Source organism: Parasphingomonas puruogangriensis (assembly GCF_036663635.1).
Lineage (GTDB): Bacteria > Pseudomonadota > Alphaproteobacteria > Sphingomonadales > Sphingomonadaceae > Sphingomonas.
The window spans coordinates 35,329-48,829 of the sequence record NZ_JAXOJI010000011.1; the positions used below are offsets into that span (position 1 = coordinate 35,329).

Genomic DNA, 13,501 nt, shown 5'->3' on the forward strand with positions numbered 1-13,501 from the left:
GGACAGGAACGCTTGGTATGGCAAGGAAATATTTCGGCACGGATGGTATTCGTGGGGTCACGAACGGTGCCAACATGACCGCGGCGATGGCGATGAAAGTGGGCATGGCGGCGGGCGCGCATTTCCGTCGCGGCGATCACCGCCACCGCGTGGTGATCGGCAAGGACACGCGGCTGTCGGGCTATATGCTCGAAAACGCGATGGTCGCGGGCTTCACCTCGGTGGGGATGGATGTCGTCTTGCTCGGGCCGCTGCCGACCCCGGCCGTGGCCATGCTGACGCAATCGATGCGCGCCGATATGGGCGTGATGATCTCCGCCAGCCACAACCCGTATGGCGACAACGGCATCAAGTTGTTCGGGCCGGACGGCTACAAATTGTCGGATGAGGACGAGGCGGCGATCGAGGCGCTGATCGACGGGGGCGATGCCTTGCTCGCCGCGCCGGCCGAAATCGGCCGCGCGCGCCGCGTCGAAGATGCCCGCGGACGCTATATCCACTTCGCCAAATCGACCTTCCCCGAGGATCTGACGCTCGACGGGATGAAGATCGTCGTCGATTGCGCCAATGGCGCGGGCTATCAGGTCGCGCCGTCCGCCTTGTGGGAATTGGGCGCGGAAGTGATCACGCTCGGCGTCAGCCCCAATGGCAAGAATATCAATGACGGTGTCGGTTCGACCGCGCCGGACCTGCTGTGCGAGACGGTGGTGGCGAGCGGCGCCCAGCTCGGCATCGCGCTAGACGGCGATGCCGATCGGCTGATCGTGGTCGACGAACTCGGCCATGTCGTCGATGGCGACCAATTGATGGCGACGATCGCCAGCGGCTATGCGCGCGCCGGGCGGCTCAAGAATGGCGGTCTGGTCGCCACGGTGATGTCCAATCTCGGGCTCGAGCGGCATCTTGCCGCGCAGGGCATCGGGCTGGTGCGCACGTCGGTCGGCGACCGCCATGTGCTGGAGGCGATGCGCGCCCAGGGCTACAATGTCGGCGGCGAGCAGAGCGGGCATATCATCCTGTCGGACTATGCCACCACCGGCGACGGGCTGGTCGCCGGCCTGCAGATTCTGGCGGAATTGGTCTGGGCGGGGGCGCCGGCCAGCCAGTTGCTGCACCGCTTCGAGCCGCTGCCGCAATTGCTCAAGAACGTCCGTTTCAAGGGCGGCAAGCCGCTGGAAGCGGAAGCGGTGAAAGCGGTGATCGCCGAGGCCGAGGCGGAACTGGCCGGCACCGGCCGGCTGGTGATCCGCCCCTCCGGCACCGAACCGGTGATCCGCGTGATGGCCGAGGGGGATGACGCGGCGCAGGTGACGCGCGTGGTCGACCGGATCTGCGATGCGGTAAGGGTAGCGGCGGCCTAATTCCCCTCCCGCTTGCGGGAGGGGCTAGGGGAGGGCATGTAGGCCGCATGTCGCTACAGGCCCTCCCCCAACCCCTCCCGCAAGCGGGAGGGGAGTAATGCTCGACATGCGCCCCGATTGCGAACGCTGCGGCGCTGACCTGCCGGCGCAGGCGCCCGGCGCGTTCATCTGTTCGTTCGAATGCACCTTCTGCGCCGAATGCGCCGATGCGCTCGACGAACGTTGCCCCAATTGCGGCGGCGAATTGCTCGATCGCCCGACCCGCAGCGGCAAGGCTTTGGTCAACAATCCTGCGGCGACCGCGCGCCGCTTCCAGTCGTGACGCCTTCAAAAACGCCGCGCATCCTGATCATCGCCGGCTCGGATTCGGGCGGCGGCGCGGGCATCCAGGCCGACATCAAGACGGTCACCATGCTCGGCGGCCATGCCATGACGGCCGTGACGGCCATCACCGCCCAAAACACCTTGGGGGTGCAGGCCGTGATGCCGGTGCCGACCGAGATGGTGCTGGCGCAGATCGAATCGTGCATCTCGGATATCGGCGTCGACGCTGTGAAGATCGGCATGATCGGTTCGGCCGAGACGGCGCATGCCGTGGCCGATCGGCTCGAGCGGCTGGACGTGCCGATCGTGTTCGATCCGGTGATGGTCGCGACCAGCGGCTCGGTGCTGGCGGACGCGGCGACGATCGCCGCGTTCGAGCGGCTGATGGCGATCGCGACGGTGACGACGCCCAATTTGCCGGAGCTGGAGGTGCTGGAAGCAAATTCCCTCTCCCTTTGGGAGAGGGAGGGAGCCGCGGAGCGGCGGAAGGGTGAGGGCGAAGCGGGGGAGCCGCGCACCAATCACCCTCACCCTTCCCACGGCTTCGCCGCGGGCCCCTTCCCTCTCCCAGAGGGAGAGGGAGATTCGACGGGCTATCTCCTCGTCAAAGGTGGCCACGCCGAAGGTCCAGACGTCATCGACGGCCTGCTCCGCAACGGCGAAGAAATCGCCCGCTGGACCAACCCGCGCATCACCACTCGGCACAGCCACGGCACCGGTTGCACCTTGGCCAGTGCCATTGCCACGGGCCTCGGCGCCGGCCTGCCGCTCACCGACGCGATCGACCGCGCCATCGCCTATGTCCGTGCGGCGCTGACCCATGCGCCCGGCCTGGGGCAGGGGCACGGCCCGATGGGCCATGCGCTCGGTCTCGCCCCTTATGACCGGCTGACCAATGCCTAGCCTCAAACACGAAAAGCTCTGCCTCGCCCCCGTCGTCGGGGTCGATGAAGCCGGCCGCGGCCCGCTCGCCGGGCCGGTGGTCGCCGCAGCGGTGATCCTGCCCGCCAAGGGCATTCCGCGCGGCATCAACGATTCCAAGAAGCTCTCCCCGGCCCAGCGCCTGCGCCTGCACGATCGACTGCGCGGTTGCGCGATCGTTGGCGTCGGCATCGTCGAGGCGGACGAGATCGACAGCCTCAACATCTATTGGGCGACGATGAAGGCGATGACGCTGGCGGTCGACGCAGTGGCGGAAGCGGGCGGCTGTGCGCCGGGCCATGTGCTGGTCGATGGCAACCGCCTGCCGCGCTGGGGCTATGACGCGACGCCGATCGTCAGCGGCGACGCCATCAGCCTGTCGATCGCCGCCGCCTCGATCGTCGCCAAGCATACCCGCGATGCGATCATGATCGCGCACGCCGAATCATATCCGCAGTATAATTGGCACTCGAACAAGGGTTATGGCTGCCGCGTGCACCTCGCCGCGTTGCGCGAACACGGGCCGTCGCCGCTGCATCGCCGAAGCTTCGGTCCCGTCGCGCAGACTTTTTTCGATTTTCCCGACGGTCTTTGAACGGCTGAGTCTTTCGCGCCACACCCCATCGCTGGTGCCCTGTGGATAAGTCCAGGCTCAACATCTGGATACGCTCCCGTAATGTTCTCCCGGGTTAACGATTTGGCAGGGATTTTCGTTAACCAATGTTCGCTTGACCGGAGTCCGCACATCCGCAGGGATGGCCGGGCAAGACACGGGGGCTAGGTTAATGGGCGTTATCGATAAGGTGCGGGCACGGGAGCGGACGCCGGCCGAGCTGGTCCGGGCGTCGGCCGCGGACCTGCCGCTCGACCAGATCCTGATGGGCGAATGCATCGCCACGATGCGCGCGCTGCCGGCCAAGTCGGTCGACCTGATCTTCGCCGATCCGCCGTACAATCTGCAATTGGGCGGCGATCTGTCGCGCCCCGATGGCAGCCATGTCGATGCCGTGACCGACGAATGGGACAAGTTCGATTCGCTCAGCGCGTATGACAAGTTCACGCGCGAATGGCTGGCCGAGGCCAAGCGCATCCTGAAGGATAATGGCGCGATCTGGGTGATCGGCAGCTATCACAATATCTACAAGGTCGGCGCGGCGATCCAGGATCTGGGCTATTGGATCCTCAACGATATCGTCTGGCGCAAGACCAATCCGATGCCCAATTTCAAGGGCACGCGCTTCACCAACGCGCATGAGACGTTGATCTGGGCGTCGATGGGCGAGAAGGCGCGCTACACGTTCAACTATCGCAGCATGAAGACGCTGAACGACGAACTGCAGATGCGCAGCGATTGGGAATTCCCCACCTGCGGCGGGCAGGAGCGGCTCAAGAAGGACGGGGTCAAGGTCCATCCGACGCAGAAGCCCGAGGCGTTGATCTATCGCATCCTGCTGGCCTGCACCAAGCCCGGCGATGTGGTGCTCGATCCGTTCTTCGGCACCGGCACGACCGGCGCGGTGGCCAAGCGTTTGGGCCGGCGCTGGATCGGCATCGAGCGCGAGGCGGACTATTGCGCCGCGGCGATCGAGCGGATCGAAGCGGCCTTGCCGCTGGACGAATCCGCGCTGAAGACGATGCAGAGCCCCAAGGCCGCGCCGCGCGTGGCGTTCGGCACGATCGTCGAGAATGGCATGCTGCTGGCGGGCGCAGTGTTGGTCGATGCCAAACGGCGCTACAGCGTAACGGTGCGGGCCGACGGCTCGGTGCTGTCGGGAGACATTACGGGCTCGATCCACAAATTGGGTTCGGTGCTGCAGGGCGCGCCGGCGTGCAACGGCTGGACCTTCTGGCATTATGAAACGCCCCAGGGACTCAAGCCGATCGATGCGCTGCGCCAGGAATATCTGCTGGCGACGCAGCCGTAAGTTCCCCTACGTCCTTCACCGGCGAACGCCGGGGGCCAGTCGCGAAGGTGGAGGTTACGGTGCGCAACGCTAGATACTGCCGCGTTCCACGACTGGGCCCCGGCGTCCGCCGGGGAAGGTACAGTTAATGAACGCGTTCCACCTCCGCCCCACCCAGTTCGTCGACTCCCCCATCGGCCGAGACGGCGACGTCGCGCGGCTCGCCGGCGGGCTGCAATGGTTCGCCGCCTATGACGTGATCGAGGGCGACACACGGCGCACCGTCCCCATCGTCGATCTCGACCGCCTGCTCGCCACCGACGCGCGCGCCGCCAAACTCCACGCCGCGATCACCGCCCCCCGCGCGGCACTCACGCTCGGCGACCGCATCCTGCGCTTCGACCAGCCAAGCGTCGCCGCGATCCTCAATGTCACCCCGGACAGCTTCTCCGACGGCGGCGCGCATCTGGGCGATGCCGCGGCCGCCGCCGGCGCTGGCTTCGACATGACCGTCAAGGGTGCGACGCTGATCGATATCGGCGGCGAATCGACCCGCCCCGGCGCGCCCACCGTGTGGGAAGGCGACGAGATCAAGCGCGTCGTCCCCGTGATCGAGCGGCTCGCCAAGGGTGGCGCGCTGATCTCGATCGACACGCGCAAGGCCGCGGTGATGGAGGCGGCGCTCGCCGCCGGGGCGCACATCGTCAACGACGTCGCGGCGCTGTCGTGGGACGATCGTGCGCTGGACGTGGTGGCCAAGGCGGGCTGCCCGGTGATCCTGATGCATTCGCCCGATCCGGCCAAGGGCCCGCATGGCGGCAGCGGTTACGGCAACGTGCTTATCGAGGTCTACGATTGGCTCGAGGCGCGCATTGCCGCCGTCGTCGCCGGCGGGGTGGACCGGGCCAAGATCATCGTCGATCCCGGCATCGGTTTCGGCAAGACGTTGCAGGAGAATCTGGCCCTGCTCAACGGATTGGCGCTGTTCCACGGTTTGGGGTGCCCGATCATGCTCGGCGCGAGCCGCAAGCGGCTGATCGGCGCGCTGTCCAACGAGGCGCCGGCGGGCGAACGGCTGGGCGGGTCGATCACCCTGGCGCTCAAAGGCGCCGAGGCCGGCGTGCAACTGCTCCGCGTCCACGACGTTGCAGAGACGGTACAAGCGTTGAAAGTGTGGCGTGGCTGCAAGGACCAGGCGCTGATCGGGCGCTGATGCACCCGAGGCTCGGCGTGGCGCGTTCGGGGCGGCCCGGTGGAGGCTTATATGATCATCGATTCGGTGCCGCGCGTGCGGCACATCATCGCGGAAGTGTGGCGGCCGCTGATCGGCCTGTTCGTGTGGGACGTGGCGGTCACGATCACCTATTATGTCATGCCGTTCAAGGCGCCGTCGCTGCCGCTGACCTTGTTCGGTTCGGCGCTGGCGCTGTTCCTCGGCTTTCGCGGTACCTCGGCCTATCAGCGCTGGTGGGAGGGCCGGGTGTTGTGGGGCGCGATGATCAATTCATCGCGCAGCCTGGCGCGGGCGGCGCGCAGCTACCTGCCGGACGATGACGGCCGCGATCTGCAACGCGCGATCATCCTGCGCCAGATCACGTATGTGCAGGTGCTGCGCTGTCAGCTCAGGCGACAGGATGCCAAGCCCGAGCTGTTCCGCTTCCTGTCGCCGGACGAAGCCGCGCCGTCGCTGGCCCGCACCAACATGGCCAACGGCATTCTCGATGGCACCGGCAGGCGAGTCGATCAGGCGCGCGCCAATGGCTGGATCGATTCGATCCAGCAGGCGTCGATCGAAAACACCTTGGTCGACATCACCACTGCGCAGGGCGGGATGGAGCGGCTGAAGAACACGCCGCTACCCAACCAATATCGCTTCTTCCCGACCTTTTTCACGCGCTTGTTCTGCGTGTTGCTGCCGATCGGTTTGGTCGAGACCTTGGGTTATGCCACGCCGATCGGCTCGACCGTGGCGGGGCTGATGTTTCTTGCCGTGCTGCAGATCGGCGACGATCTGGTCGATCCGTTTGCCGACAGCGTCCACGACGTGCCGCTCACCGCGATGACCCGTACGATCGAGATCGATCTGCTCCAGGCGCTGGGCGATCCCGCGCCGGAGCCGGTCGTGCCGGTCAAGGGCGTGTTGTGGTGAGCGCTCAGGCCGCCGCGTTATCGATCCCGAGCTCGCCCAGCTTGCGGTACAGCGTCGAGCGACCGATCCCCAGCCGACGCGCGACTTCGGTCATGCGGCCGCGATAATGGCCGATCGCGAGGCGGATGACATCGGCCTCGATTTCCTCCAGCGCGCGCAAATTGCCGTCGGCATGAAACAGGGTGACGCCGCCGCTGGTGGCCATCGGCACCGGGCCGGGGGCGGTGTGGCGCTGCATACTCAAGGCAGCGATCTGCGGAAAATCGGCGCGGGTCAGCGCATCGCCGTCGCACAATACGGCGGCGCGGAACAAGGCGTTCTGCAACTGGCGGACATTGCCGGGCCAGTCATAGCCGCCGAGCAGCGCCAGGGCGTCGTCGGTAATGCCGAGCGGGCGCAGGCCCGGCTGCTGCGCCACGCGGGCGAGCAGATGCCGGGTAAGCGCGGGAATATCCGCTGTGCGTTCGCGCAGCGGCGGGATGGTGACCTGCACGACGTTGAGGCGGTAATACAGATCCTCGCGGAAGCGGCCCGCTTCGACCTCCTCGATCAGCCGTTTGTTGGTGGCGGCGATGACGCGCACGTCGACGTCGCGCGGATGGCGCGCACCGATCGAGTGGATCTCGCCCGATTGCAGCACGCGGAGGAGTTTGACCTGCGCTTCGAGCGGCATCTCGCCGACCTCGTCGAGCAGCAAGGTACTGCCATCGGCCTCCTGAAAGCGCCCGATCTTCCGCTCGAACGCGCCGGTAAAGGCGCCCTTTTCATGCCCGAACAGCTCGGATTCGACCAGATTGGCCGGAATCGCGCCGCAATTGACCGTGACCATCGGCCGCTTCGAGCGCGGCGAGGCGGCATGGATCGCTTCGGCGACGACTTCCTTGCCCACGCCACTCTCGCCCTCGAGCAGCACGGCGACGCGCGCCCGCGCCGCCTTGGCGGCGATGGCCAGCGCGGAACGGAAATCGGGCGACGAGCCGACGATCTCGTCGAACGCCAGCATCGCCGGGATTTTCTCGGTCAAGGGCCGCAACTCGCCGGCCGCCATGCCGGCGACGGCAGCGTCTAGCGCGGCGAGCAGGCGTTCCGGGGCCAGCGGCTTGACCAGGAAATCGGTCGCGCCGGAGCGCATTGCCGCCACCGCCTGCGCGACCGAACCATTGGCGGTGAGCATCAGCAGCGGCAGCGCCGGGCGGCGCACGCGGATTTCGGAGATGAGCGCGGCGGCGTCGGCCTCGGGCGCCCAATGGTCGAGCAGGATCGCGTCGAGTTGCATGCCGTCCTGCGTGCCGAGCATGGCGATCGCCATCTCGCCGTCATTGGCGAACACCGCGCGCCAGCCGCGCCGCGCCGCGATCGCCGCCACCAGGCGGCGCTGCGCCGGTTCGTCGTCAATCAGCATCAAAAGGCGCTGTCCGTTGCGCGTCATCCGTATTCCCGTCCTCAGTCGTCACAAGTATCCTTAACGACGGGGGGTAAAGACGGGCTTAAGCGCGTCCCGACTGTCGCGTCTTGGGACTTGAGGGACAAGCGGGGGGCGGCTAAGCGAGAATGGGAATAGCCGAATAGGGAATAGAGGATATGGCCGGTAACGGTGACATGAAGGCGCATCAAGGCACCTATGCGCAGGTGATCGGCATGCTGAAATGGGGCGCTCTCGCCTGCGCCGTGGTCGCCGCCGCGGTAATCTACCTGATCTCGCGCTAAGCGCCGCGCGCATGAAGATCGCCGTCTTGAAGGAGCAGGCCGCCGGGGAATGCCGCGTCGCCGCGACACCCGAGACGGTCAAGAAGTTCATCGCGCTCGGCGCGACGATGGCGATCGAAGCGGGGGCAGGGAGCGCGGCTTCCTATGCCGATGCCGATTACCAGGCCGCCGGGGCAAGCCTGGGCGATCGCGCGGCGACGCTGGCCGGCGCGGACATCGTCCTTGGCGTACAGGGGCCGGAGCCGGCATCCTTGGCCGGCGTCGCGCCCGGCGCGTGGCTGGCGGCGAGCCTCAATCCGTTCGGCGAACGCGACCGCGTCGACGGTTACGCCGCGGCGGGGATCGAGGCGCTGGCGATGGAATTCATGCCGCGTATCACTCGCGCGCAATCGATGGACATCCTGTCCTCGCAATCCAATCTCGCCGGCTACAAATCGGTGCTGGACGCGGCGGCGGAATATGGTCGCGCCTTTCCGATGATGATGACGGCGGCCGGCACGGTCAGCGCCGCGCGCGTGTTCGTGATGGGCGTCGGCGTCGCCGGGCTGCAGGCGATCGCTACCGCGCGGCGCCTGGGTGCGCAGGTCTCGGCGACCGACGTGCGCTCGGCGACCAAGGAGCAGATCATGTCCTTGGGCGCCAAACCCGTGTTCGTCGAGAATGTCGCGGGCATCGAGGGCGAGGGCTCCGGCGGCTATGCCGGCGAGATGAGCCCCGAATATCAGGCGGCGCAGGCTGAACTGGTGTCCGCGCATATCGCCAAGCAGGATATCGTCATCACCACCGCGCTGATCCCGGGCCGCCCGGCACCGCGGCTGATTTCCGCCGCACAGGTGGCGAGCATGCGCCCGGGCAGCGTGATCGTCGATCTCGCGGTCGAGGCGGGCGGCAATGTCGAAGGCGCGGTGGCCGGTGAGGTCGTGACGGTGAACGGCGTGAAGATCGTCGGGCATCGTAACGTCGCCGGGCGGCTGGCGGCAGATGCCTCGGCGCTGTTTTCGCGCAACCTGTTCAATTTCCTCAGCGCATTCTGGGACAAGGACGCAGGCAAGCCGGTGCTCGACGACGAGATCGGCGATGCGATCCGGCTGACCAAGGACGGCGCGGTGGTCAATACGAGGCTACTCAACTGATTCCGCATGGCTGGTGCTGAGAAGCTCCTGGAGCGGATGCGGACAAATCCGCGCGATTGGCGGATGGAAGACGTTACAGCAGTCTGCAACGCATTCGGGATCGCTTGCACGCCGCCGAGCAAAGGATCACATTACAAGGTGAAGCATGTCGATATGGCCAAGATACTGACCATTCCCGCTCATCGGCCGATTAAGCCGATTTACGTGCGTGATCTGGTCAGGTTCATCGACGCCGTGCGAGGAACGCGCGCATGAACCCGTTAGAATATGAGGTCGATATCCTGCCCCTGTCAGAAGCGGACGGCGGCGGCTTTACGGCGATTGCGCCGGAACTGCCCGGGTGTCGATCCGACGGCGACACGCCGCAGCAGGCACTCGACAATATTTATGATGCGATCGCCTGCTGGATCGAGGCGGCGCAGGAGATGGGCCGCGCCATCCCCGCGCCGCGCCGGGCCGCGGCCTGATGGGCCTGATCAACGCCACCGCCGCGGATCCCCGCGAATTGATCGACAAGCATGGCGAGGCGCTGACTGATGGCGAGACGGTGTATTTCGTCTACAAGACGGTGCGCGATTATATCGCCTTCACCAACTGGCGCGTGCTGTACATCAACGTCCAGGGGCTGACCGGCAGCAAGCGCGAATATCTCACCGTGCCGTACCGCTCGATCACCGCTTTCTCGATCGAGACGGCGGGGACGTTCGATCTCGATGCGGAACTCAGCATCTATCTGTCGGGGCATGACGCGATCGAGTTCAAGGTCGGGCGCAACACCGATGTGCGGGGGTTGCAGAGCTTTCTGGCGCAGAAGCTCGATCGGTGACGAGCATGCTGTCCTACAAGCGTTCGACCTGTCATGGTTCGATTCGATCGGCGGCAACCGATGGGGCAAAGGTGAAACTTGCGCATGTTTCAGCCAACCTTTGTAACCTTTGCGGGGCGGGGAGAGACTGAATGGACTTTATCGGAATCCTGTCGATCTTCGTGATGGCGTGTTTCGTCGGCTATTACGTCGTCTGGTCGGTCACCCCGGCGCTGCACACGCCGCTGATGGCGGTGACCAATGCGATTTCCAGCGTGATCATCGTGGGCGCCCTGATCGCGGCGGCGGCGGCCGGCATCGGGGGCACGGGAGCGACCTCGAAATGGCTCGGGCTGCTCGCGGTGGTGCTGGCCAGCGTCAATATCTTCGGCGGGTTCGCGGTCACCGCGCGGATGCTGGCGATGTACAAGAAGAAGCCGGCGGCGGCGGCGAAGCACTAGCCGTCACCCCAGCGAAGGCTGGGGTCTCGTGCGGCTTTGTCCACGCGAGCAACGGGGAGATGCCAGCGTTCGCTGGCATGACGAATGAGGCGGGCGAGCAAATGGAACACCTAAGCGTTAATCCCTGGGCGGCTTTGGCCTATCTGATCGCCGGGGTGTGCTTCATCCTCGCGCTGCGCGGCCTGTCGTCGCCGGCGACGTCGCAGCGCGGCAATCGCTACGGCATGATCGGCATGACGATCGCCGTGGTGACGACGCTGGTCAGTCATTATCGGCCTACCCAGATATGCATTAGCAAGTTGGCCGGACCAGAATACTACAACCACTGCAATGTCCCCGGCAATGAGGGGGCTCTGCTTTGGATTGCGGGCGCTATCGTCCTCGGCGCCGTTATAGGCATCCTGACCGCGCGCCGGATTGCTATGACCGACATGCCGCAGCTTGTAGCGGCGTTCCATTCGCTCGTCGGTCTGGCAGCGGTGTTGGTCGCGGCGGCGGCGTTTCTCAATCCAATCGCTTTCGGCATCGCCAACGCGGCCGGCCAGATCCTCACCGTATCCCGCATCGAAATGGGCCTCGGCATTGCCATCGGCGCGATCACCTTTTCCGGCTCAGTAATCGCCTTCCTCAAGCTCAACGGCAATATGGGCGGCAAGCCGATCATGCTGCCCGGCCGCCACGTCATCAATCTCGCGGTGCTCGCCGCGATCGTTGGCCTCGTCGCCTATTTTACGCAGGATCAGAGCGCCTGGGTGTTCTGGACGATCACCGCGCTCAGCTTCGTCATCGGCTTCCTGCTCATCATCCCGATCGGCGGGGCGGACATGCCGGTCGTCGTGTCGATGCTGAACAGCTATTCCGGCTGGGCGGCGGCGGCGATGGGCTTCACGCTGCACAATACAGCGATGATCATCACCGGCGCGTTGGTGGGCTCGTCCGGCGCGATCCTCAGCTACATCATGTGCAAGGCAATGAACCGCAGCTTCATCAGCGTAATCGCCGGTGGCTTCGGCGCGGAAGCGGCGACGGGTGATGGCGAGGCGAAGGAGCAGCGGCCGTGGAAGCGCGGCTCGGCCGAGGATGCCGCCTTCCTGCTACAGCAGGCCGAGCAGGTCATCATCGTCCCCGGCTACGGCATGGCGGTGGCGCAGGCGCAACACGCGCTGCGCGAGATGGGCGACAAACTGAAGGAACATGGCGTGCGCGTGAAATACGCCATCCACCCGGTCGCCGGGCGCATGCCGGGGCATATGAACGTGCTGCTGGCCGAGGCCAATGTGCCGTATGACGACGTGTTCGAGCTGGAGGATATCAACGGCGAATTCGCCCAGACCGATGTCGCCTTCGTGATCGGCGCCAACGACGTGACCAATCCCGCGGCCAAGACCGACAAGACCTCGCCGATCTACGGCATGCCCGTGCTCGACGTGGAAAAGGCCAAGACGGTCTTGTTCATCAAACGCAGCATGGGCGGGGTCGGCTATGCCGGCGTCGACAATGACGTCTTCTATATGGACAATACGATGATGCTGCTGGCGGACGCCAAGAAGATGGTGGAGGAAATCGTCAAGTCGTTGGACTGATCGCGTCAGTCGCTGGACGGCATAAGCGACCGGATGGCGGCGGTTCGGATCGGATCCTGCGCGAATTTGCTCCACAATGGCGGTAGTTTCGCACGTCGCGATCGCACCGCTGCCGTGCGGTCGCACCGAAACGGATGGGGTGCGGCTCCCCGCTAGCGCGTAAAATGCGTATTTCGGATGCGGGGAGCGGGAGGAGCGGGGGATGATCGACGGCCCATTGTCATCGTTCGACACCAATATCAGCGTCGCGCTGATTGCCGAGCCGGGGCTGTCCATGGCCCCGCAGGAGGCGATCCGGGCCGCTGGTGGGCGCATCATCCTGCACGAGGGTTGGGCGGAGGCCGCCGAGGCGTTGCGCCGGCCGATGCGCATCGAATTGCTGGTGGTGGAGACGGCAGGCCTCGACCCGGCAGCGCTCGACGACGCGCTGCCTCAGATCGCCGATCAGGCGCGCCAACGGGAGGCGCGGATCGTCGCCGCCATCGACGACCATCAGATCGATCAAGCCGCGCATCATCTGTTCGGTCGCCACGTGCATCTGCTGTGCAACCCGACCATGACGGAGCGGGTCGCGGCCTTGAGCATTGCCGCCTGCGTGCCGCTCAACCGGCATGTCGGGGAGATTGCCCGCGATGCCGAGGCGGCACGGTTGCGCCGGCTTAACGAGGAAGTGGCGCGGATCGCAGAAACGCTGGCGCGGCTGACGCGCGACGACCATCCCGCCGCCGAGCCGCTGTTCTACAAGGTCGATGATCGCCGCAACGGCTATGGCAGCCCGCCGGTGGAGGGCGGGGTCAGCGCGGTCGAGCTGCGCCAGGCGATTCGATCCCGTCGGCTGCGCTCGCAATTCTTCGAACCGAGCCTGCTCGAGGATCCGGCCTGGGACATGCTGCTCGATCTCTACGCCGCCGATCTCGAGCGCGCGCAGGTCTCGGTCTCGTCGCTATGTATCGCCGCGGCGGTGGCGCCGACGACCGCGCTGCGCTGGATCGCCAAGATGACCGAGGCGGGATTGCTCGAACGTCAGCCAGACCCGTTCGACCGCCGCCGCGCCTTCATGGCGCTATCGGGTACGGCGCGTGACGGCATGCGCGGCTATTTTGCCGCGATCCGCCGCGCCGGCCTGTCCATCGCGTGAGGGCTTGCCGGCGGG

General features: G+C 65.9%; 15 protein-coding genes. 14 read left to right on the top strand and 1 reads right to left on the bottom strand.

Going from position 1 to position 13,501, the window contains the following annotated elements; all coding sequences use genetic code 11:
- Positions 1-17 precede the first annotated feature (17 nt).
- The 7 genes from glmM to U1739_RS19770 all read left to right on the top strand — a co-directional run bounded on the left by glmM (position 18) and on the right by U1739_RS19770 (position 6,659).
- Complete coding sequence (gene glmM / locus U1739_RS19740) at positions 18-1,361, top strand: phosphoglucosamine mutase (RefSeq protein ID WP_332710323.1); 1,344 nt, start codon at positions 18-20, stop codon at positions 1,359-1,361.
- Positions 1,362-1,458: 97 nt separating this feature from the next.
- Positions 1,459-1,683, top strand: a complete 225-nt coding sequence (locus U1739_RS19745) for a DUF1272 domain-containing protein (protein WP_332710324.1) — start codon at positions 1,459-1,461, stop codon at positions 1,681-1,683.
- The gene (thiD, locus tag U1739_RS19750) at positions 1,680-2,588 is read left to right on the top strand and encodes a bifunctional hydroxymethylpyrimidine kinase/phosphomethylpyrimidine kinase (RefSeq protein WP_332710325.1); all 909 of its coding nucleotides are present in this window, start codon (positions 1,680-1,682) and stop codon (positions 2,586-2,588) included. The genes U1739_RS19745 and thiD overlap by 4 nt, the downstream gene beginning before the upstream one ends.
- Entirely contained in the window at positions 2,581-3,201 is a 621-nt protein-coding gene (rnhB, locus tag U1739_RS19755) for a ribonuclease HII (RefSeq protein WP_332710326.1), read from the top strand. The genes thiD and rnhB overlap by 8 nt, the downstream gene beginning before the upstream one ends.
- 190 nt (positions 3,202-3,391) lie before the next feature.
- A complete protein-coding gene (locus tag U1739_RS19760) occupies positions 3,392-4,531 on the top strand; it encodes a site-specific DNA-methyltransferase (protein ID WP_332710327.1) in 1,140 nt (379 codons plus the stop codon).
- Positions 4,532-4,658: 127 nt separating this feature from the next.
- Entirely contained in the window at positions 4,659-5,723 is a 1,065-nt protein-coding gene (folP, locus tag U1739_RS19765) for a dihydropteroate synthase (protein WP_332710328.1), read from the top strand.
- Positions 5,724-5,774: 51 nt separating this feature from the next.
- Positions 5,775-6,659, top strand: a complete 885-nt coding sequence (locus tag U1739_RS19770; protein WP_332710329.1) for a bestrophin family protein — start codon at positions 5,775-5,777, stop codon at positions 6,657-6,659.
- Between the two features lie 4 nt (positions 6,660-6,663).
- Here the strand turns inward: U1739_RS19770 and U1739_RS19775 are convergent, their stop codons facing one another.
- Positions 6,664-8,088, bottom strand: coding sequence for a sigma-54-dependent transcriptional regulator (locus U1739_RS19775; protein WP_332710330.1), 1,425 nt, complete (start codon positions 8,086-8,088; stop codon positions 6,664-6,666).
- Between the two features lie 152 nt (positions 8,089-8,240).
- Between U1739_RS19775 and U1739_RS19780 the strand changes: the two genes are divergently transcribed.
- The 7 genes from U1739_RS19780 to U1739_RS19810 all read left to right on the top strand — a co-directional run bounded on the left by U1739_RS19780 (position 8,241) and on the right by U1739_RS19810 (position 13,486).
- Positions 8,241-8,366, top strand: coding sequence for an aa3-type cytochrome c oxidase subunit IV (locus U1739_RS19780; RefSeq protein WP_332710331.1), 126 nt, complete (start codon positions 8,241-8,243; stop codon positions 8,364-8,366).
- 11 nt (positions 8,367-8,377) lie between these two features.
- Positions 8,378-9,499 carry an NAD(P) transhydrogenase subunit alpha gene (locus U1739_RS19785; protein ID WP_332710332.1) on the top strand — a complete coding sequence of 374 codons (1,122 nt, stop codon included), beginning with the start codon at positions 8,378-8,380 and terminating at the stop codon, positions 9,497-9,499.
- 251 nt (positions 9,500-9,750) lie between these two features.
- Positions 9,751-9,966, top strand: coding sequence for a type II toxin-antitoxin system HicB family antitoxin (locus U1739_RS19790; protein WP_332710333.1), 216 nt, complete (start codon positions 9,751-9,753; stop codon positions 9,964-9,966).
- The gene (locus tag U1739_RS19795) at positions 9,966-10,325 is read left to right on the top strand and encodes a PH domain-containing protein (protein ID WP_332710334.1); all 360 of its coding nucleotides are present in this window, start codon (positions 9,966-9,968) and stop codon (positions 10,323-10,325) included. Before U1739_RS19790 ends, U1739_RS19795 begins: the two co-directional genes overlap by 1 nt.
- 131 nt (positions 10,326-10,456) lie before the next feature.
- Positions 10,457-10,765 carry a proton-translocating transhydrogenase family protein gene (locus U1739_RS19800; protein WP_332710335.1) on the top strand — a complete coding sequence of 103 codons (309 nt, stop codon included), beginning with the start codon at positions 10,457-10,459 and terminating at the stop codon, positions 10,763-10,765.
- 101 nt (positions 10,766-10,866) lie between these two features.
- Positions 10,867-12,348 carry an NAD(P)(+) transhydrogenase (Re/Si-specific) subunit beta gene (locus U1739_RS19805; RefSeq protein WP_332710336.1) on the top strand — a complete coding sequence of 494 codons (1,482 nt, stop codon included), beginning with the start codon at positions 10,867-10,869 and terminating at the stop codon, positions 12,346-12,348.
- Between the two features lie 202 nt (positions 12,349-12,550).
- Positions 12,551-13,486, top strand: a complete 936-nt coding sequence (locus U1739_RS19810) for a winged helix DNA-binding protein (RefSeq protein ID WP_332710337.1) — start codon at positions 12,551-12,553, stop codon at positions 13,484-13,486.
- The last annotated feature ends 15 nt before the right edge of the window (positions 13,487-13,501 follow it).